17 protein-coding genes are annotated in these 20,996 nt (G+C 65.2%); 12 read left to right on the top strand and 5 right to left on the bottom strand.

The window, feature by feature from the left end:
* Positions 1–186: 186 nt before the first annotated feature.
* A complete protein-coding gene (locus tag DQ229_RS01375; protein ID WP_114964488.1) occupies positions 187–996 on the bottom strand; it encodes an SDR family NAD(P)-dependent oxidoreductase in 810 nt (269 codons plus the stop codon).
* A 10-nt stretch (positions 997–1,006) separates the two neighbouring features.
* Positions 1,007–2,830, bottom strand: coding sequence for an extracellular solute-binding protein (locus tag DQ229_RS01380; protein WP_114964489.1), 1,824 nt, complete (start codon positions 2,828–2,830; stop codon positions 1,007–1,009).
* Between the two features lie 208 nt (positions 2,831–3,038).
* On the opposite strand from DQ229_RS01380, the gene DQ229_RS01385 reads away from it, so the two are divergent.
* From DQ229_RS01385 to DQ229_RS01405, 5 genes are all read left to right on the top strand, one after another.
* Positions 3,039–3,980, top strand: a complete 942-nt coding sequence (locus DQ229_RS01385) for a sugar ABC transporter substrate-binding protein (RefSeq protein WP_114964490.1) — start codon at positions 3,039–3,041, stop codon at positions 3,978–3,980.
* Positions 3,981–4,094: 114 nt separating this feature from the next.
* Positions 4,095–5,069 carry an ABC transporter permease gene (locus tag DQ229_RS01390; protein WP_114964491.1) on the top strand — a complete coding sequence of 325 codons (975 nt, stop codon included), beginning with the start codon at positions 4,095–4,097 and terminating at the stop codon, positions 5,067–5,069.
* A gap of 8 nt (positions 5,070–5,077) precedes the next feature.
* Positions 5,078–6,067, top strand: coding sequence for an ABC transporter permease (locus tag DQ229_RS01395; RefSeq protein WP_202909488.1), 990 nt, complete (start codon positions 5,078–5,080; stop codon positions 6,065–6,067).
* Entirely contained in the window at positions 6,064–7,575 is a 1,512-nt protein-coding gene (locus tag DQ229_RS01400; RefSeq protein ID WP_114964492.1) for a sugar ABC transporter ATP-binding protein, read from the top strand. Before DQ229_RS01395 ends, DQ229_RS01400 begins: the two co-directional genes overlap by 4 nt.
* A 33-nt stretch (positions 7,576–7,608) precedes the next feature.
* On the top strand, positions 7,609–8,337 hold the full coding sequence (locus tag DQ229_RS01405; protein WP_114964493.1) for a ThuA domain-containing protein: 729 nt from the start codon (positions 7,609–7,611) through the stop codon (positions 8,335–8,337).
* Positions 8,338–8,527: 190 nt separating this feature from the next.
* Here the strand turns inward: DQ229_RS01405 and DQ229_RS01410 are convergent, their stop codons facing one another.
* The 3 genes from DQ229_RS01410 to DQ229_RS01420 form a co-directional block, all read right to left on the bottom strand.
* On the bottom strand, positions 8,528–10,210 hold the full coding sequence (locus DQ229_RS01410; RefSeq protein WP_155326412.1) for a nidogen-like domain-containing protein: 1,683 nt from the start codon (positions 10,208–10,210) through the stop codon (positions 8,528–8,530).
* Positions 10,211–10,306: 96 nt separating this feature from the next.
* The gene (locus DQ229_RS01415; RefSeq protein ID WP_114964495.1) at positions 10,307–10,987 is read right to left on the bottom strand and encodes an ABC transporter ATP-binding protein; all 681 of its coding nucleotides are present in this window, start codon (positions 10,985–10,987) and stop codon (positions 10,307–10,309) included.
* A 3-nt stretch (positions 10,988–10,990) separates the two neighbouring features.
* A complete protein-coding gene (locus DQ229_RS01420; protein WP_238380916.1) occupies positions 10,991–12,259 on the bottom strand; it encodes a KpsE/RkpR family capsule polysaccharide export protein in 1,269 nt (422 codons plus the stop codon).
* Positions 12,260–12,353: 94 nt separating this feature from the next.
* On the opposite strand from DQ229_RS01420, the gene DQ229_RS01425 reads away from it, so the two are divergent.
* The 7 genes from DQ229_RS01425 to DQ229_RS01455 all read left to right on the top strand — a co-directional run bounded on the left by DQ229_RS01425 (position 12,354) and on the right by DQ229_RS01455 (position 20,985).
* Positions 12,354–13,154: an ABC transporter permease gene (locus tag DQ229_RS01425; RefSeq protein ID WP_114964496.1), complete on the top strand. Its 801-nt coding sequence runs from the start codon at positions 12,354–12,356 to the stop codon at positions 13,152–13,154.
* 121 nt (positions 13,155–13,275) lie between these two features.
* On the top strand, positions 13,276–15,498 hold the full coding sequence (locus DQ229_RS01430) for a glycoside hydrolase family 99-like domain-containing protein (protein ID WP_114964497.1): 2,223 nt from the start codon (positions 13,276–13,278) through the stop codon (positions 15,496–15,498).
* 4 nt (positions 15,499–15,502) lie between these two features.
* On the top strand, positions 15,503–16,504 hold the full coding sequence (locus tag DQ229_RS01435; protein ID WP_114964498.1) for a hypothetical protein: 1,002 nt from the start codon (positions 15,503–15,505) through the stop codon (positions 16,502–16,504).
* Between the two features lie 8 nt (positions 16,505–16,512).
* A complete protein-coding gene (locus DQ229_RS01440) occupies positions 16,513–17,580 on the top strand; it encodes a hypothetical protein (RefSeq protein WP_155326413.1) in 1,068 nt (355 codons plus the stop codon).
* A gap of 4 nt (positions 17,581–17,584) precedes the next feature.
* Positions 17,585–18,745 (top strand): hypothetical protein, encoded by a 1,161-nt coding sequence (locus DQ229_RS01445; protein ID WP_114964500.1) that lies wholly within the window; start codon positions 17,585–17,587, stop codon positions 18,743–18,745.
* Positions 18,745–19,767, top strand: coding sequence for a hypothetical protein (locus DQ229_RS01450; protein WP_114964501.1), 1,023 nt, complete (start codon positions 18,745–18,747; stop codon positions 19,765–19,767). Before DQ229_RS01445 ends, DQ229_RS01450 begins: the two co-directional genes overlap by 1 nt.
* A 300-nt stretch (positions 19,768–20,067) precedes the next feature.
* Positions 20,068–20,985, top strand: coding sequence for a glycosyltransferase (locus tag DQ229_RS01455; RefSeq protein WP_238380917.1), 918 nt, complete (start codon positions 20,068–20,070; stop codon positions 20,983–20,985).
* The last annotated feature ends 11 nt before the right edge of the window (positions 20,986–20,996 follow it).

Below are 20,996 nucleotides of genomic sequence, written 5' to 3' on the forward strand. Positions count from 1 at the left end.
ATGACCCCAGGCCGGCAAACGACCCTCCCAACGCCAATCCGGCTCAAGATCCTGAGGGGTCAAAAGATTGGGCAACAAAGCACGCGACATCGGACGGCTCCTTCTTCAGGAAAGGGAGGGCAAAATCTATGGGCGGGTCTGCAAGACAAGCAAACGGCCCTGCAGGGGCCTTGCGGGAAGCGGCCTTCACTGCATGATCATTCCGCCATCGATCATGATCAACTGGCCGGTCATGTAATCGGAATCGTCGGAGCACAGGAAGGCGGCGGTGCCCTGCACATCCTCGGGGTAGCTGTAGCGCTTCATGGTGATCATGGTCTTGGCGAGATGGTCCATCGACTGGCCTTCCTTCTCGAACATGCCGATCTTGACCAGATCCTTGTCGAGCTGTTCCCACAGCTCGGTTCGGACGACGCCGGGGCCGTAGCCGTTGACGGTGATCTTGTGTTCCCACAGCGCCTTGGCGCCGCCGATGATCATGGCGAGCACGGCATATTTGGAGCAGGAATAGGGGATCACGTCAAGAAAGGCCGTGCGCGACACGATCGAGCCCACGGGGATGATCTTGTAGGGGTGACCCTCCATCGGGCCCTGGGCGATCATCTGGCGCGCTGCCTCCTGCATGCCCAGAAGCACGCCCTTGGCATTGATGTTCATGATCATGTCCCAGTTGTCTTCGTCGATATCCATGAACATGCGCGGCTTGTTCACGCCGGCGTTCAGCAGCGCGACATTGAGTGACCCGAAGGCATCGACACAGGCCTTGACCGCGGCGGCATTGTCGTCGCGCGAGGTGACGTTCAGCGCGACCGCGACGGCCTTGCCGTTGCCGGCGGCGTTGATTTCTTCCGCGACTTCGCTGACGCCATCGAGGTTGATGTCGCCAAGGCAGACATTGGCGCCTTGCGCGGCAAAATGCCGGGCGTTCTGCGCCCCCATCCCCTGGGCGGCTCCGGTTATGAGAATATTCTTGCCTTTCAGGCGGTTGGGGTCCATTGTTTCCTCCTCAAGGTAATGATGTCTTCATGACCTGTTCGGCCCGTGACTGGGCCTTTTGCAGGGCTTCGCGCGGCTTGATCACGCCGCGCAGCATGTCGTGTATCTCTTGCCCGCAGATCTCGATGATCTCGGATATCTGGGGGATCGGCGGGCGCGGCCAGAATTGCAGCTCGTCGCGTAGCGACATGGCATCCACCGCCTCGAAGATCGACGAGATCCGGCGGACCTCAGGGTCGGCGCCGACCGAATAGCGCGGCGCGGTGCGGCTGCCGTGGAGCACGAACAGCTTTTGTGCCTCGGGCGAGGTCACGGCGATGAGCGCCTCGGCCGCCGCCGCGCGCCGTTCCGGCGCCAGATTGCCGGGGATGCCCAGCACATAGCCGCCGACCGGCGCGACGGGCCGCCCCCTTGGCCCGGCCGGATGCGGCAGATAGCCGGTGTTGCCATGCGCGGGCGAGGTCTTGTCGCGCTCGAAATAGGGGGCGAGCAAGGTGTAGCCATAGGCCATGGCGATCTTGCCTGCCGCATAGGGGCGCACCCGCTCGTACCAGGACATCGACAGGATATCGGGCGGCGAGAACTCGAGCAGGGCCAGAAGATATTCGCAGGCGTCGCGCGCAAGCGGGGTGTCGATGGTGGGCACGATATCGGCGCGGCCCGCCATATCGGCGGCAAAGCCGCCCGCGATCGGGTCGAGATTGACGATCGGCTGGCCGAAATCGGCGCAGGTCATCAGGAACTGGTGGCCCAGCGCCGTGCCGCGCGCCGCATTCCAGGCGATGCCATAGCGGCCCCGCGAAGGATTGTGAAAATGCCGCGCGGCCTCGATGACGGTGGCAGTGGTGAGCGGGGGCTCCAGCCCGGCCTCGGCGAACCAGTCCTTGCGGTAGAACAGCAGCTCGGGTGTTGTCTGGCTGGGCACGCCATAGGGCCGCCCGCCCCAATGCGCGGCCATCCAGCCGGCCGTGTGGAAATCGGGCGGGTCGAGCCTGTCGGTATCAAGGCACGCGTCGAGCGGCATCAGCGCGCCCTTTTCGGCGAATTCGCCAAGCCAGGGAAGATCGACGGCGATGATGTCGTATTTGCTGGACCTGCGGCTGGCGTTCTGGAGCGCCTCGACGCGCAGCCGGTCGATCGAGAAGGCGCGCTGGCTGATCGAGGTGCCGATGATCTGCTCGAACTGGCGCTTGAGGTTCTCCATCACCATGAAGGTTGGGTCGCCATGCACCAGGATGCGCAGCCCGCCGGGCAGTTGCAGCGGTTCGGGCAGGACCTGGGGCGGGGTGATGGAGTGGCTTGCAGGCAGGTAGGAGGCGCCGAAATAGTATTCGCGCCCGGCATCGGGGGCTGCGCCCGAAAGATCGGCGGCGATGCGCGCGATCCGCTCGGCCAGTTGGCGCCAGTTCCTGAGCAGCCGGGCCGTGGGATGCAGCGAGAAAGAGCGCCCGGAGCGCGAGCGCGCGCGCTGTTCGACAAGGCCGGCGGCAATCAGTTCATGCAGCTTGCGCCGAGCCGTGGCATAGGGCACCCCCGAAGCGGCAACCAGGTTGCTTGCCGTCACGGTCTTGCCGCTAAGATGGCCCCCGATCAGGGCAAGCACGATGTTGAGATGCGGGTTCGGTTCGCCGACCTCAAGCGCGGCCTCTATCTCGCCCGAGGCCGCGGCCAGAAACCCGAGGACCGACTGCATGTCAGATTGCGCAGCCGCGCCCGGCCCCGGCCGGGGGGCCGAAACGGGTGTCGCGCGTTCATTCTGGACATCTGCCATCTTCACGGCTTCTGGCTTCCTGAAGTTTCGGGTCTTGTTGCCGGGCTTTGCGGTGTCGGACATGGGGTCCTCCTTGCAGGGTGTTCAAATCGGCTGTCCGGTGACAGCGCACATATGTTCAGAATGAACATTACAATATTCAAACTGAACATGTATCGCCTGTTGAAGTTATTCCTGCACGGGCAGGATATCCTTGCTGCGTTCCTGCCGGTGGCATGGCAATCTGCGACAGGCAGGAGGCGCATCGCACGGATTTTTTGGGAGGAAGACCATGAAAAGAACCAAGACGCTCTTGCTGGCCAGCTGCGGCGCGATCGCCCTGGGCGCCGCCGCCTCGGCCGATACTGTCCGCATCGGGATCACACAGAACAATGTCGGCATCGACAGCTATCAGACGACCTATGAACAGGCTTTCATCGCCGCCGCCGAGGCCAACCCGAATGTCGAGGTGATCGTTCTGGACGCGGGCGGTGACGTGGCGCGGCAGATCAGCCAGATGCAGGACCTGATCCAGCAGCAGGTGGATGCGATCATCGTCTGGCCGACCGACGGGCAGGCACTGGTCCCGGCGGTGCGCAATGCCTACAATGCGGGTATTCCCGTCGTTGTGACCAATTCGAACATTGCCGAAGCCGGGCTCGATTTCATCGCGGCGTTCTCGGGCCCCAACAACATCCAGCAGGGCATCTACTCGGCCGAGATGATGTGCGACGCCCTGGATGGCGAAGGGCAGATCGTGCAGATCACCGGGATGCCCGGCTATACCACCGCCATCGAACGCCAGCAGGGCTTTGACGACCGGCTGGCAGAGCTGTGCCCCGGCGTGACGCAGCTTGACATCCAGCCCGGTGACTGGAACCGCGAGCGCGCTCAGCGCACGATGGAAACCTTCCTGACCCGGTTCGACGACATCGACGGCGTCTATGCCGGTGATGACAACATGGGTGTCGGCGCCCTGAACGCGGCAATCGCGGCAGGCCGGGCCGAGGGCATGGTTTTTATCGGGGCCACCAACTTTGCCGTGGGCTATGACGCGATGGAGCGCGGCGAGTACTGGGGCTCGGTTTATCAGTCGCCGGTGGATGACGCGCGCGCGGCGCTGCAGACGGCGCTCGATGTTCTGGCGGGCGAGGATGTGCCGCTGCTGAACTACTTCGACACGCCGAAGATCACGCAAGACAACATGCACGAGTTCGATCGCCCCGTATTCTGAGGCGTTCGATTGCACGGCCGGGGGCGGAATTCCCCGGCCGTTTCCCATACGGGAAAGGCGCAGCCCGCACCGGGGAGGGTGCGGGGCCAGCTGCGAAACAGGGAGAGGAACCCGATGCTGTTGACCCGTCTCAAGGCCGGCGGCCCTGCCATTGCCAGGCAAGGGATACTGGTGGCCTTCCTGCTGTTCATGGTTGCGTTTTCGCTCATGTCCGACCGGTTTCTGAGCGCCGACAACTTCATGTCGGTCTTTCGCCAGTCGGCGATCATCGGCGTCATGGCTCTGGGTGTGACAATCGTCGTCATTGGCGGCAACCTCGACCTTTCGGTCGGTTCCATGCTGTCTTTCGCGACAGTGCTTGTCGTAGACCTGCACGACAAGATCGGGCCGGAGCTGGCGATCCCGGTGATGATCCTGGCGACATTGTGCCTGGGCGCGATCAACGGGGCGCTCATCGGCTTTCTGCGCCTGAACTCACTTATCGTGACGTTGGGGATGCTCTCGGCCATCCAGGGGCTGGTGCTGATCTACAGCGGTGGCCAGAATGTCGATATCGTCGATCAGCAAGGCACCTGGTTCAGCATTTTCGGGCGTGGGGCCATCATGGGCATCGCCACGCCGATCGTCATGTTTCTCGGGCTGGCGCTGCTGTTTCACGTGATCATGTCCTCGATGCCTTTCGGGCGAAAGGTCTATGCCGTGGGGGGGAACCCGACGGCCTCGGTCTTTTCCGGCATTTCGCGCTCGCGCGTGGTGTTCACGACCTACCTGATCTCGGCGCTTTGCGTATCCATGGCGGCCATCATCCTGGGCAGCCGTGTCATGGGGTCGCAAAACAATGTCGGCCAGGGCTATGAGCTGCAGGTGCTCGCGGCGGTGATCCTGGGGGGCACCTCGCTGATGGGCGGCTCGGGCAGCATCAGCCGCACGGTGCTGGGTGTGCTGATGCTCGCTTTCATCCAGAACGGTCTGATCCTGATGGGGCAGCCCTATTACATGCAGTGGCTTGTCACCTGGGCGATCATCATCATCGCCGTCTGGCTTGATGTCGCGGCCAAGCGCGGCCGCCTGCTGTCACCGATCGCATGAGGGATGCCATGGCCTATCTGACTCGAAATGCTCTTGTGCGCTGGCTGATGCAGAACCCGATCTGGGGCTTCGTGCTGATCGTGTTCATCTTCTTCAGCCTGATGACCGATCATTTCTTCGATCTGCGCAACTTCCAGAACATCCTTGTTCAGACCTCGACCATCGGGCTGATCGCGCTGGGCATGACGCTGGTGATGATCAACGGCAACATCGACCTGTCGGTGGGGGCGACGCTGGCACTGGCGGCGGCTTTCGCGGTGGATGTGCAAGGCTGGGCCATGTTCGCCACATGGGGCAGCTGGCAGATCCTGCCGGCTGTCACGCTTGCGCTGCTGGTCGGCGTGGTTCTGGGTGGGTTGAACGGTTTCATCGTCTGGAAGACCGGCGTTGATGCCTTCATCGTCACCCTTGGCGCGATGCTGGGGATCCGGGGGTTGGTGTTTGTCTACACCGGCGAGTCGTCGTTCTACGCGATGAACTTCGCCTATTCCGATTTCAGCGCGCTGAAGGTCGGGCCGCTGCCGGTTCTGGCGCTGATCTTCCTGCTTTGCACGATCGCGGTGCACCTGCTGCTGTCGCGCACCGTTCACGGGCGCAACAGCTATGCGGTGGGCGGCAACCGCGAGGCGGCGGTCAATGCCGGTATCCGCGTCGGGCCGCACATGATGGTCAACTTCATGATCATCGGCTTTCTGGCGGCCCTGTCGGGTGTGCTGCTGTCAACCCAGATGGGGGCGGCCACGCCCAATCTTGGCCGCGACTATGAGCTTTGGGTGATCACGGCGGTGGTGTTGGGTGGCACCAAGCTGACCGGCGGCAAGGGCGATATCATCGGCACCTTCGGCGGTGTCCTGGCGATCGGCATGCTGCGCAACGGGATGAACCTGATGCAGGTTCCGGCCTTCTACGTCTATGTCATTCTGGGCTCGATCCTCATTGCGGTGCTGTTCCTCGACAAACATTTCAACCGCCAGGCCGAGGGAGGGCTGCGCCTGTGACACGCAAGGAACCCGCTCTGCGCTTGCAGCAGATCGTCAAGACATTCCCCGGTGTGCGCGCGCTTGACGGGGTGGATTTCGAGGTCCTGCCCGGCGAAGTGCACGCGCTGCTGGGCGAGAACGGCGCGGGAAAATCGACACTGATGAAGGTTCTGGCGGGGATGTATCAGCCCAATGAGGGCCAGATCTACATCGCCGGCGAAGAGGTCACCATGACCACCCCGCTGGACGCGAAGAATCAGGGCGTTGTGCTGATTCACCAGGAACTCAGCCTGGTGCCCGAAATGACAGCGGCCGAGAACATCTACCTTGGCGAATTGCCACGCAAGAGCTTTGGCCGGGTCGACTGGAAGACATTGCACGCCCGCTGCGACGAGATCCTGTCGCGCCTGAAATGCCGGTTTTCGTCCGATACGGTGGTGGCGGGGCTGTCGATCGCCAATCAGCAAATGGTGGAAATCGCGCGCGCGCTTACTGTCGATGCACGCGTTGTGATCTTCGACGAGCCCACGGCCTCGCTGACGGATGCGGAAAAGGTCGTGCTTTTCGACATCATCAACGACCTCAAGGCGCAGGGCGTGGGCATCGTCTATATCTCGCACCGCATGGACGAGATATTCACTCTGTCCGACCGCATAACCGTGCTGCGCGACGGCAGCTATCGCGGCACGCTTGTCACCGCCGAGACCGACGAAGACGAAGTCACCCGGCTGATGATCGGGCGCAGCCTGGACCTTTCGCGCAACATCAAGACGCCCGAACTGGGCGATGTGGTGCTCGAGGTGCGCGGCCTGTCCTGTGCGCCATCGTTCAGCGATGTCAGCTTCGCGCTTCGCGCCGGCGAGGTCGTGGGTTTTTATGGGCTGGTGGGCGCGGGCCGGACCGAACTGGCCGAGACGCTTTTCGGCCTGCGCCGCCCCGACGGCGGAACGATCCTGATTGATGGCGCGGAGGTCGCGACCACCTCACCGCAGGACGCCATTGCGCGCGGCATCTCGCTGGTGCCGGAGAACCGCAAGGAGCAGGGCCTGGTGCTGACAATGAATTGCCGTGACAACATGACCTTGCCGCAGGTTGGCGATCTGACCGCCGGGCCGTTCGTGTCGTCAGGGGCCGAAATCGCGATCTTTGACCAGTATCGCGACAGGCTGGCGATCAAGACGCCAAGCTGGCGTCAGCTTGTCGGGTATCTTTCGGGCGGGAACCAGCAGAAGATCGTGATCGGCAAGTGGCTGTCGATGCAGCCGCGCGTGCTGATCGTGGACGAGCCGACGCGCGGCATCGACGTGGGCTCCAAGGCCGAGATTCACAACCTGCTGCGTGAATTGGCGGCACAAGGCTATGCGGTGATCGTCATCAGCTCGGAAATGCCCGAGGTGCTGCATGTGTCGGACAGGATCATCGCCATGTATCACGGCAAGATCACCCGCGAGTTCAGCGCGGCGGAAGTGTCGGAAGATGCGCTTGTCCAGGCGATATCGGGCCTGGGCAACGGCACGGCGGCCTGATCCGCCAAAGCTTTGTTCTCAGGAGGATCGACCATGAAAGCGGTTCTTTTCGTCGGCGGTTGGGACGGGCATGCGCCGACCCGGTTCGCCGACTGGTATCAGGGACTTCTTGAAGACAACGGCTTCACCGTCACGGTCCATGACAGCCTTGCGCCGCTCGAGCGGCCCGAGGATCTGGCCGATATCGACCTGATCACCCCGATCTGGTCTTCGGCGCGGTCGGGCCATCGCGAAGAATTCGGCAACATGACCAAGGCGCAGGAGGACGGGCTGCTTCAGCTTGTCGGGAACGGCTGCGGTCTGGCGGGGTGGCATGGCCACATGGGCGACGCGTTTCGCGACAGGCCGACCTATCACTTTCTGATCGGCGGGCAGTTTGTCGCGCATCCGCCGGGATGGCCCGACAACCTGCAACCCCGCGAAGATTACATCGATTACGATGTGACGATCTGCCGGCCGGATCATCCGCTGGTGGAAGGCATCCGCAGCTTTCGCATCCGGTCCGAGCAGTATTACATGCTGGTCGATCCCTCCAACGAGGTGCTGGCCCACACCACCTTTTCGGGCGATCACCTGTGGTGGATCGAAGGCACGGTGATGCCGGTCACATGGACGCGCCGGTGGGACAAGGGGCGGGTGTTCTATTGCTCCATCGGGCACGAGCTGGATGATCTGAAACTGCCCCAGGTCACCGAGATGATCCGCCGGGGCGCCATCTGGGCGGCCGGTGGTTCGGTTGATGGCATGGATGCCCCCGTCTGACAGGGCGCCTGAAAGATCGATGCCCCGGTTCACCACGATCAGCGACGAGGAACTTCGCGGCCTGATGGCCCCGCGCAAACGGATCGGAGAGCTCATCGCCATGTGCAACCGGGAAGGCGCGCGGCAAGCGACGTGGCGGCCGGAGAACCGGGCGCCGGCACCCGTAGCCGAGGGTGCCATGCGGCGCAGGTCACATGATGATCAGGATGTCGTCAGCAAGCTGCGTGAAAGCTGCGTCAGTGATGCCTTGCAAGACGATGACAGTGCCCCCGCGATCGGCGAAATCAAGAACGAAATCATCGCCTGACACCTGGCCATGTTCCGCGACGACCTGCGCCGCGTCCGCCTCGCCCTCCCACATCTCACGGCTGAGAAAGAGCCTGTCGAGGCCCAGTTCGAAATCGGTGATGATGTTGTGGTCGTTGCCGCGGGTGAAGACAAAGATGTCGGCGCCGCCGCCGCCGGTCAGCACGTCATCGCCCGAGCCGCCGCGCAATGTGTCTGTGTTGCCGCCACCGATCAGCGTGTCATCGCCGGGCCCGCCATGCAGCAGGTTGCGCCCCGGCCCGCTGACCAGCAGATCGTGGCCGGGTCCGCCGAACAGCAGGTCATGCCCCGGCCCGCCGTAAAGCGTGTCATTGCCGCCGTCACCCATAATCGTGTCGTTGCCCGGCCCGCCTTGAAGCAGGTCGCGCCCCGACCCGCCGCGCAGCCGGTTGTTGCCTTCGCCGCCGATCAGCGTGTCGTGCCCGGGCCCGCCGTTGAGGATGTCGTTGCCGGGGCCGCCGATCAGAAGGTCATTGCCCATGCCGCCAACCAGCACGTTGTTGCCCGCAACGCCGTAGATCGTGTCGTTGCCCCAGCCGCCATTGATGAAATTGTTGTTCGAATCGCCCTGCAGGGTGTCGTCGAAGCCGGTGCCGGCAAGGTCTCCGACATTGGCATAGCTATCCCCGGCGGCCCAGCCGGTATTGACGGAAGGATCGCCCAGCGCGGCCGTGACCGCTGTTGGCGCATTGGCGTAGCTGACCAGATTGCGCCCGCCGCCGCCATCCAGATGATCGGCGCCAGAACTGCCCATCAGCGTGTTGTCGCCTGCGCCGCCGAGCAACGTGTCATCGCCCGTGCCACCGCCGAGCACGCCGCCCGAGTCGTCACCGACGACCAGCACGCCACCGTCGCCCCCGCCGCCATCGGGCACGGCGAGGGCACCGTCGCGCAGTGGCAGCATCCAAAGCCCCGCAGTGCCGGTATTGCCGGTATCCGACACAAGCGTGTGCAGCGCGATTGCATCCCGCGACGCGGCAAGTTCGAAAAGCAGGCCGCCCGGCCCGAGCACCCCGGCAAAGGCCGGGTCAGAATTGACCAGGTCGCCGCTTGTCCACTCGATCTGTTCGTAGCGAAAGACGATATCGAAATCGCCGCCGCCCCGGTCGATGATCTGCAACTGGAAGGCATTGGTTTGCGCTGCGTTGTAGCGGTAGGCGCCAACATGGTCCCAGGTGATGATGACGTGGCCCTGTGCCGCATCCTGATGCACCCAGACCTGCCCGCTTTCGGGCTCCTCGCCGCTCAGCCGGGTATCGGCATCGGCCCAGAAGGGCGCGATCACCGCGATATCGCCCTCTGGCAGCGGGCCGAAAGCGTTCATGTCAAGCGGTTGGCCCAGCGAGACATGGCCGTCATTGTTGACATAGAAAGCCGCGGCCGGGAACAACGTGCTGCCCAGGCGCAGCCCCGTGGGGAAGACCGCGCTCAGGTCGATCTGGAGCCAGCCATCGTCGACCCGGTCGAGCGCGACCTCGCCGAAGCCTTCCGGCCCGCCCAGATTGCGCAGCATCGCCCCGCTGGCCGAGGTTGCAGTGTCCGTCACAGCCAGGCCCCGTTCATATGACTGTTGCTCAACGGGGTCAGGGTGGCGCAGTGGGGTTAAGAAACACTCTTCACCGGGTGAAAGGGGCAGCGCGGCTCAGTCATCGTCGGTTTCCTCCGGCGCGCCGCCCATCGTGACGTGATATGCGGCGATGGCGTCCTCGATATCGTCGAAATAGGTCAGTTGCCCCTCGTGCAGCAGGCATCCGGCCCGGCAGAGTCGGCGCAGAAGCCCCGCCCCGTGCGAAACGACAATCGCGCCGCTGTCATGCAGCCTGTCGCGAAAGACAGCCTCGCATTTTGCGCGAAACCGCACGTCGCCCACTGCGGTGACCTCATCGACAAGATAGGTGTCGAAACGCACCCCCATCGAGACGCCGAAGGCCAGCCGTGCCCGCATCCCGGCCGAATAGGTGCGAAACGGCAGGTGGAAATGCGCGCCCAGTTCGGCGAAATCTTCGGCGAAGCCGACAAGCGAATCGGTGTCCACGCCATAGACCCGCGCCAGAAAACGGGCATTTTGCGCGCCTGTCAGTTCGGGGTGGAAGCTGCCGGCAAAGCCCACCGGCCACGAGATCGAGCCGGTGGCCAGCACACGCCCCGCCGTGGGGCTCAGTGTGCCGGCGATGATCTTCAGCAACGTTGATTTCCCTGCCCCGTTGCACCCGACAAGCCCTATGGACACCCCTGCGGGAAACACCGCACTGGCACGGTCGAGCACCAGCTTGCGCGTGCCGCGGCTGTGAAAGGCCTTGGTCAGGTTCTCAAGCCGGATCATCGCTCAGCGTCTGTCCCTGATCCCGTAATAGACAAGTGTCAGCGCCCCCCAGGCGAGGAAGAGAAACAGCGCCGAAAGGCCGAAAATCTGGAACTTGCGGGGGTATTCGGCACTCTGGGCAAGGGTGGGGCGGATATAGGTGGCCAGATAGCGGCTTTGCCGCCGCGCCTCGGCCACGGCGGTGTCATAGGCAGCCAATACGTTGCGATAGGCCTGTTCGGCAAATTCACGATCGACTGTCAGGCGTTCATACTCGGCCATCAATGTGGCGAAATCGCTGCCCTGCGGCCCTGCGCCGCCGATGCTGAACTTGCGCCGCTCATCCGCGATGCGGCGGTTGATCACGTCGATCCGGCGCTCGGCCTGGGCGATGCGCGGATCGCTGGGGCGGGTGTTTCCCCGCAGCAGGTCAAGTTCGATCAATGCCCCGGCAAGCTCCTGTTGAAGTGTGTTGAGCAGCCCCATCTGCCCCTGAATATCGGCTGCAGGGTCGACAATCTGTGTACGCGAGCGGAATTCCGTCAGCGCCTCGCGGGCCAGGCGCAGGCGGGTCTCGGCCTCGGTCAGCTCATCGCGGGCGAAGGCAAGCGTGTCATCGCGCGCGATGGCCGAGAGCATGTTGATCAGCGCCGAGCTTTCATTGACGATCGCGGTGGCAATCGCCTGCGCCTCATGCGGATCGAAGGCCCGCACCTGCAATTCGATAAGCCCGGCGGACGGATCGTAGATCACCCGCACCATGCGCCGCCAATAGCGCACCAGGTCTTCGATGCTGCCTGTCGGATCGAAGGCAAAAACCGGGTCGCCTTTCGGGCGCGCATAGGCCCTAGCAAGCCCGAGTCGGGCATCGACCCGTGCGACCATGTCCTGACTCTGGATGAATTCATTCAGGATGTCGGTGTCGGACGAGCTGGAGCTGCCACCCAGAAGCTGCGAGAGCCCGCCGCGGATATCAAAGGCCGAACCGGCGCCTTCCTGGCGGACGGCAAAGGCCACATGCGAGGCATATTGCTCGCTTGCGCGATACTCCAGATACCAGGCGATCACGGCCAGCGGCGCGATGACCATGAGCCAGAAGCCGAGAAACAGCCCCATGTGGCGCGGCCTCAGCCTTGCCGTCGCCGGGCGGAGGGCAGGAGGCCGGGCCGCCGCTTCGGGCGGGGTGGCGGCGGGCGGCAGGTTCAGCGTGGCGGGGGCGGCCGACCATTTCCTGTTGCGCCGGGGGCGGGCGATGGCACGCCGGGACGCCGCTTTCAGTGAAGGTCCGGGCACGGGCGCCTCCTCGCGAAGCGATTTGACAAGGTTTTCGGGCTAGAGACGTCACATTGCGCCGGCTGCCCGCGTGCCGGCCCGCAGGTGAGGACACATGAACATTCAGCTTCCCCCGGCCCGACCCCGCCGCCGTTACCGGAGCCTGCGCAGCATCGGTGCGCTGATGCTGCGCGAGATGTCCACAAGCTATGGCGCCGCGCCGGGGGGCTATGTCTGGGCGCTGCTGGTGCCGATCGGTGGGGTGCTGCTCTTGTCATTCGTGTTCAGCCTGCTTCTGCGCGCGCCCTCGCTGGGCACCAGTTTTCCGCTGTTCAAGGCCACGGGGCTGCTGATCTTCATGATGTGGCACGATGTTTCCAATGCGGTGGCCGGTGCGATCCGGCATTCGCGGCAACTGCTGTTCTACCCGGCGGTCAAGTACATCGACGCGATCCTCGCGCGGTTTGTGTTGAATGCCCTGACGGGTGTCGTGGTGTTCTGCATCGTGATTGCGGGGGTTCTCCTGATTTTCGACCTGCGCCCGGTGATCCGGCTTGGACCGGTCGTGCTGGCCTTCGCGATGGCGGGGGCGCTGGCCCTGGGGTTCGGGACGCTCAACTGCTATCTCTTCACGGCCTTTCCGCTGTGGGAACGTGTCTGGATGATCGCGACGCGGCCCTTGCTGATCGTTTCGGGGGTGCTGTTCCTCTACGAGGATGCGCCGCGCAGCCTTCAGCAATTCCTCTGGTTCAACCCGCTGATGCATGTCACGGGCGAGATGCGGCGCGGGTTCTATGCCTATTACGACCCTGGCTATGTTGCTCCTGCATTCATTTTCGCGCTTTCGCTAATTGCCCTGGTGGCGGGGCTGATTCTGCTGCGCAAGCATCACATGCGGCTGCTGAACAATCTCTGAATCCCGCCTCGCCCCGCGCCGCACGGAAAAACGCATCATGGTTTACGCGATGTTCAGGAAATCGCGGCCAGTCTCGGCCCGGCGGGCATGACCCCGCCGAGGAAAGGGAGCATCGGCAACCGTGAAGAACCGTTTCAGCGCCTTGTTGCGATTTCTGTTGTTTCCCCTGGCCGAGGGGCGGCGCATCTACCTGCGCGAGGTGGCGGAAAGCCACCTGTTCGACCGGCAGTTCTACCTGGCGAGCAATCCGGGCCTGAACCCGCTCTACCGGCTCTGCCCGGAGCGGCACTTCATCCTCTTCGGTGAGCGGGAAGGGCGCCACCCCAACCCTGATTTTTCACCGGGGGGATATCTGCGCAACAACCCCGACCTGGCCGAACTCGATCAGCCGGCCTTTCTGCATTATCTGCGCCGTGGCCGGTTCGAACGCCGCGTCACCCGGGATCTGCCGCCGGTGCGTGCCACGCGGCATGTGCCGGTTCCGGTGCTGCGCCGCGCGGCCGATGCCGTCCCCCCCCGCGATTTCGCTGTTGTCGCGCATGTCTTCTACCCCGAGCTGTGGCCCGAGATCGATTCGGCCCTGCGCGGGCTCGATCTGGAGTTCGACCTTTTCGTCACCGTCACGGCGATCGACGACGAAAGCACCGCCCTGATGACTCAGATCCGCAAGACCTGGCCGGGGGCGGTGGTTGCGGCGATGCCCAATCTCGGGCGGGACATCTTCCCTTTCGTGCATCTGGTCAACTCGGGCCTGCTTGACCCCTATCGCGCGATCGCCAAGGTTCATACCAAACGCTCGCCCCACCGCATCGATGGCGATCGCTGGCGCCAGCACTTGATCCGCGGCATCCTCAGGGGCTGGGGAACCCGCGCGCTGCTCGACCGGTTCCTTGCAGATGCGGAGGCCGCCTTCTGGGTAGCCGACGGGCAGCTTTACGAAGGCCGGGAATGGTGGGGCAGCAACCGCGAGGGCGCGCAGCACCTGCTCAACCGTGTGGAGATTGCCTGCGACCCCGACGCGCTCGCCTTTCCGGCGGGGTCCATGTACTGGCTCAAGCCGCTGATGCGCGACATGATCCGCGGGTTGCGCCTGGATCGCCACAGCTTCGACCCCGAACACGGGCAGGTGGATGGCACCCTTGCGCACGCATTCGAGCGGGCGCTGGGCTATTTCGCGCGTCACGGCGGGCAGAAGGTGCGCCAGACGCGCGAGTTCGAGGCAAACCCATCACCACCCCGGCCCGCGCCCGTGCGCCCGGCCTATACAAGCGCCTTCTATCTTCCGCAGTTCCACCCAACCCCCGAGAACGATGCCTGGTGGGGCAAGGGTTTCACCGAATGGGCAGCCGTGACCCGCGCGCGCCCCGCCTTTGCGGGTCATTGCCAGCCGGTGCTGCCGACGGATCTGGGGTTCTATGACCTGCGCCTGCCCGAGGCGATGGGCCGGCAATGGCAGATGGCGCGCGCGGCGGGGATCGATGCCTTCTGCGTGCATCACTACTGGTTCGACGGTCGGCGCGTGTTGCAGGCTCCGCTTGACGGGCTGCTTGCCGCGCCGGAGGTGCCTTTCAGCTTCTACTTGTGCTGGGCGAATGAAAGCTGGCGGCGCAACTGGGACGGGCTTTCGGGCGAGGTGCTGCTCGAACAAGGCTATGCGGATGGGTTCGAGGCGGCGCTCGCCCGCGATTGCCTGCCCTATATGCGCGATCCGCGGTATGCCCGCCCCGACGGCCAGCGCCCGCGCTTCGTGGTCTATCGACCCGGCGACATGCCCGACCCGGCGGCGAATGTGACGCGGCTGCGCGAGGCCTGGCGCGCGCTGGGGCTGGGCGAGGTGGAACTGGGCGCGGTGCATTTCCACCGTGCGGGCCACGCGCCCGTCGCGCCCGACCTGTTCGATTTCTGGATCGAGATGCCACCGCACGGGCTGGTTGCGCCGCAGGATTATCTTTTCGGCGGCGCGCAGGGCGACCAGATGGGCGGGCTGGTGAACCCGGCCCATTTCAGGGGTGTGATCTACGACTACCTTTCAGTGATCCGCAACAGCCTCTCGCGTGATCACCGCGCCGCCCTGCCGCCCCATACCATTGCCGGGGTCATGCCAGGATGGGACAACACCGCGAGGCGGGGCGCGCAGGCGCATCTGGCGCACGGGGCCAACCCGGCCGCGTTCGACCGCTGGCTGCGCGAGTTGTGCGCGGGGCCGCTGCGCGAATCCTACCGCTGCGAGCTGTTCATCAACGCCTGGAACGAATGGGCCGAGAAGGCGATGCTGGAACCGTGCGAGCAATATGGCCGCGCCTGCCTTGATGTGCTGCGTGCCCATCTGAAACCCGGAGGTTAGGCGCATGGCCCGGCTGATCCTGCATGTGGGCACCCACAAGACGGGCACCACGACCATTCAAGACACGCTTTTCCATAACCGCGCGCAGCTGTCGCGCCGGGGGGTCATCTATCCGCGCATCGGGCTGAGCCGGGGCCAGCACGGGCTTGTCTGTGTCTGGAACCAGTTGCCGTTTCCCTTCGCCATCGAGGATCCGGCCGCGGCCTGGGACAGGCTGGTGCGCCGCTGGGCCGGGACCGACGCCACCGTTTTCGTGTCGAGCGAGGAATTCTCGCGCGCGCTGCCCGAAAACCGCCGTGTCGACATGGCCGAGCTGCGCGCGCGTCTGCGCCCGTTCGACGAGGTGCGGCTTGTCTGCACTCTGCGCCGGCAGCCGGATTTCCTGCAGTCGATCTATCAGCAGATCTCGCGCGATCGCCCCGGCCCGCCGCTGGAGCCGTTTCTGACCCAGGCCCGCAAAAGCGCGGTGGCCAGCGGCCTCTGGCTCGACTACAGGCACCTCTACCAGCATTTCCTGTGCGGCTTTGCCCCGGAGGAAATCGTGCTGATCAGCTACGAGGGGGCGAAACGCGCGCCGGGTGGGGTGCTGGGGGCCTGTCTGGCGGTGATCGACCCGGCGCTTGCTCCGGAGGAACTCGAAGCGCTTGATCGCGGCGATTCGAATGTTTCGCCCAACCCGCTTGCACAATTTATGGCGAACACGCTTGCAGCGCCCGGTTCCGCGTCGGATTGGGCCATCGGCATCGCCGAGGATATTCTTCGAGAGCATTTCGGCACCGACCGGCCCATGACCCTTTTCACCACTGCGGAAATGCGGGCCTTCCGCGCACGGTTCGGCCCGGCCAACCGCGCGCTGGAAAAGGCGGTTGCCCCGTATCAACCTGGCTTTGCGCTCGAACGCATCAGCCCCGCGCGCGAGGCGGTGTCGCGCCAGGATATCACCGCTGCTGTGTGGCGGCGGTATGCCCGCGCCATCTGGCGCGCCCGGCACGCGGCAGTGGCGTGAGGCGGGCGATGGCGCGACTCATCCTCCATATCGGCACGCACAAGACGGCGACCACCGCGATTCAGAACGCGTTGGCGCAGAACCGCGCTGTGCTCGAGCGTCACGGCGTGATCTACCCGCGCATCGGGCAGGAGGCCGGGCATCACGGCCTGGTCGAGGATTGGGTCGCCCTGCCCCTGGCCTATCGCGTGCCCGGCGGCACCGATCAGGTCTGGCGCTGGCTTGACGAGGCCCATGCCAAAAGCGACCGAACCGTGATCCTGAGCAGCGAGAAATTCTGCTGCGGCCGTTCCGGCAGCCGTATCGGCATGGCCGAGCTGCGCGCCCGTGCCGCCCGGTTCGACCGTGTCGAGGTGGTTTGCGCCCTGCGTGATCAGGCAAGTCTGGTGCAGTCCTTCTATATGGAAACCGCGCGCCACCGCGCGCCGGGGCCGTTCCGCGCCTTTGTGCAAACCGCGCTGCGTGATGGTTTTGCCGGCAATCTGTGGCTGGATTACAATCGGCTCTACGATCATCTGCTGACAGGTTTCGCCGCCGATGAGATCCGCTTCGTGCCGTTCGATGCGATGCGGGCGCATGCCGGCGGGCCGATTGCGCATTTTTTTGACGTTCTGGCCGTTGGGGTTGCGCCCCGGATGCTGGCGCCGCCAGCCGAAGGGGCGGCGCATGTCTCGCCCCGCCCGCTCGAGTTTCTGGCCGCCCATGCGCTTACCGCGCCGCAGTTTCCGGGGGCGCCGGCGCTCGCCCTCGCGCGGGAGGTTCTGGGCCATGTGCTGGGCGAGGGCGCGCGCGGCACTCTGTTCGCGGGTGACGAACTGGTGCGGATGAAGGCGCGCTTCGCCCCGCTCAATGCCCGGCTTGCAGCCCGCCTGCGCCCGCATGACCCCGGTTTCGGGATGCCGGGCTGGCCTGATGACTGGGCCGGCCTGCCGGGGCGCGATGCACTGGATCAGGAGGCCTGGACCGCGCTGGCGCGGGCGATGTTCCACACGCCTGAAAACGCGTCTTCCCGTGCCCTCAACGGCCCGCAACCCGACGACCCGGCGCCTGCCCCCGCCGCGCCGCTGCAAGGATAAACCCATGAAAGACAAGGCTGCCTCTCGCCTGATTCTGCATACCGGCGCCCACAAGACCGGCACGACCACGTTGCAGCACAGTTTCGCGCAGAACCGCGATCTGCTGGCGCGCCACGGCCTGATCTACCCGCATGTCGGCCCGAACATGGGCCATCATGCGCTGACCGCGATCTGGTGCGATCGTTCGGCGCGGTTGCCGAAAGGGTTTTTCGCCGAGAAGGGGCCGGGGCGGATGCTGCAAGAGATCGTCGCGGCCCATGCGTCCAGCAACCGCACGGTCCTGCTTAGCAGCGAGGCGTTCTCGCAAGGCAGTAGGATGGCGGTCGACATGGCCGATCTGCGCCGCAGGGTGGCCGCGTTCGACCAGGTCGGGGTAATCCATGTGCTGCGCGAACAGTGCGGTTTCTTGCAATCGGTCTATCTGGAGCTGGCGCGGCGCGCGGTGATGGAGCCGTTCGCGGATTTCCTGGCCCGGGCCTTGCGCAGTAACCGCGTGGCCGGGCTGTGGGGTGAGCATGGCGCGCTTTATGATCACCTGCTGAAGGGCTTCGCCCCCGGCGAAATCTGCTTTGCCGATTTCGATCACCTTCGCACGAGCCGGGCGGGGCTGGTGCGCTTTTTCCTGCGGCAGGCCGGGGCCGAGAGCGCCGCCGCGCAATTCGTGCCCCTGGCGCGCGACCGCAACACCTCGCCCGAGCCGCTGGCGATGTGGCTTGCACAGCAGACCATCGGTCCGCATGTGCCGGGCCCCGGGGTGATCTCGGTGGCGCAGGACAGCCTGCGCGAGCAGTTCGGAGCGGATTGCCGCACAACCCTTTACACAAGACGCGAGGCGGCAGCAGTTCAGGCCCATTTCGCGCCGCTCAACGCGACGTTCGCGGCGCGCATCAAACCCTTTCAGCCGGATTTCGCGTTGAGCAAGCCACACATGCCGGCGGGGCGGGTGCATCGCGAAGACCTTACCCAGGAGGTCCAGCGGAGTTTTCTCGCCCGGCTCGAGGGGCGGCGCGCCCAGTATCGCGCCGCCAATCCGCGCCTGAACGGATCGGTCCGCGGCCACGCGGGGCCATCGCCGCGAGCCAGAACGAAACCCACACGCCTGATTGCCGCGCAGGCGGGCAGCCGGGTGACGGTGGCGCGGCACCAGCCCGAGGGGGCAGACTGATGACCCGGCCCGGCGCGCTCGGCCCTACCGGCCCGGCACCCGATTGCATCTGCATTCACGCAGGTCACGGAAAGACCGGCAGCAGTTACATCCAGTCCAGCCTGGCGCTGTCGCAGGAGCGACTTGCCGAGCAGGGGCTGTTCTATCCGATCGGCGCCGAAGATCGCGCCCGTGCAGGCGCAGGGCACATCAACGAGGGCAACCTGGTGCCCGGCCCTGGCCGCACCCTGCACCCGAAGGGGAGTTTTCGGAGGTTCGCCTGCCGTGCCGCACCCCTTCCGGGGCCGGGCAAGACGCTGCTTGTCTCGAACGAGAACATTTTCCGCTCGATCGCCGAGGCCGGGTTTCTCGATGAGGCGCGCGCGGTTTATCCGCGGGCGCGGCTGCGGGTGCTGCTGTTCATTCGTGACCCGTTCGAACACGCGGTTTCGGCCTATCAGCAGAATGTCAAACGTCAGGGCCGGGCGGACAGCTTCAGCGATTTTCTGCCCGGCTATCGGATGCCTGCTGCCGTTCTGGCCGCATTGCATGCCACCAACGCGGCGGGCGCGGAACTGGTGGTGCGCAACTACTCGCGCCACAAGCGCGCACTTGTCGAGTGTGTCGAGGATTGGCTCGGCCTCGCGCGTGGCGCGCTGCTGCGGCCTCGGGCGAGGCGGGTCAATCGCTCGCTCACTCGGGCGGAGCTTGAGCTGCAGCGTGCGTTCAACCGGAGCTTCGGCAAGGCATCGTCCAGGTTCATCAGCGATGTCCTGTGCAATGAACTGCCTGACATCACGCCGGAGCCTCCCCACGCCACACACGAGGCGCTGGCGGAATTTCTTGAGCGGATGCGCGCCTTGACTGCCCCGGTCAACGCGCTGCTGCCGCGGGCAGAGCATTACCACATCGAATCGCTGGCAGCGCTGTGTGCGCAAATGCCTTCAGAAGCTCAGGCGCGCAGCCTGCACTTGACGCCCGCGCAGATCCGGGTGCTGGCCCACAGCCTGAGCGCGCGGATCAAGGCCGCCCGACCCGGTTAACCATAAGGGTCGTTTAAGGAATCGCGGCTAAGCAGGAAAGGCGCCCCGATGCCGCTGGCCAGGCTGGCGGCCCGCGGGGGCACGTTTCTGGAACCGCTCCGCCGCAGGGCGCAGGGCAGATCTGCCGCAGGCGAAAGGGGAGAAACCGTGTCAGCGATCCCGGCAGCCGAAGTGACAGCGCAACCGGCGCCCGCACCGTGCGCACCGATGCCTTCGCGCGTCATGCGTGGCGGGCTGGAGCTGTGCCACCGCGCTGCCGCCGGCGATGCCCCGATTTGCTGGCAAGGGCGGCCGCGGGGCGTGGCGATTCTTCTGGCGGTATATAATGGTGCCGCACTGCTCGAGGAGCAGCTTGCCAGCTATCTGGCCCAGCACCATGCCGACTGGTCGCTGATCGTCAGCGATGATGGATCGAGCGACACCAGCCGGCAGATCGTGCAACGCTTTGCCGCGCGCGCAGCGGGGCGGGCGGTTCGCCTGCGCGCCGGTCCGCGCGCGGGGTTTGCCAGCAATTTTCTGGCGCTGCTGCAGGCGGCCGGCCCCGATGCGCCGTTTGCGGCGCTCTCCGATCAGGATGATGTCTGGCTGCCCGCGAAGCTGGAGCGTGCGCTTGCCGCGCTTGCCGGGCTGCCGCCGTGTCTGCCCGCGCTCTATTGCAGCCGCAGCCTGATCAGCGACGCGAAGCTGGGCGCACGCCGACCCTCGTGCCGCCTGCGCCGCGCGCCGGGGTTTGCCAATGCGCTGGTGCAGAATATCGCGTCGGGCAACACCATCGTACTCAACCGCGCCGCGCTCGACCTGGTGCAGGCCGCCGGAACCGACCTGCGCGATGCGCCCGTCGCGCATGATTGGTGGATATACCAGATCGTCACCGGGGCCGGCGGCGCGGTGGTGCATGATGATCGCCCCGGCCTGCTTTATCGCCAGCACGCGAACAACCTGATTGGCGCGAATGACGGGCTGCGCGCGCGGCTTTGCAGGATCGCGCAACTGCTCCGCGGGGATTACCGGGCGTGGAACGATCGCAACCTCGCGGCGCTGGAGGCCTCGCGCCACAGGCTGACACCCGGGAACCGTGCCCTGCTGGCCCGCTTTGCGCAGGCCCGCCGCAGCCCCCTGCCGCGGCGCCTGCGCCTGCTGCGCGGCAGCGGGGTCTACCGGCAGGGCCGCGCGGGGAACGCGTTGCTCTGGTTCGCGGCGCTCACGGGGCATTTGTGACACCTGGCTCA

Origin of the sequence: Alkalilacustris brevis (assembly GCF_003350345.1) — a bacterium.
In the GTDB taxonomy this organism is placed as follows: Bacteria; Pseudomonadota; Alphaproteobacteria; order Rhodobacterales; family Rhodobacteraceae; genus Alkalilacustris; species Alkalilacustris brevis.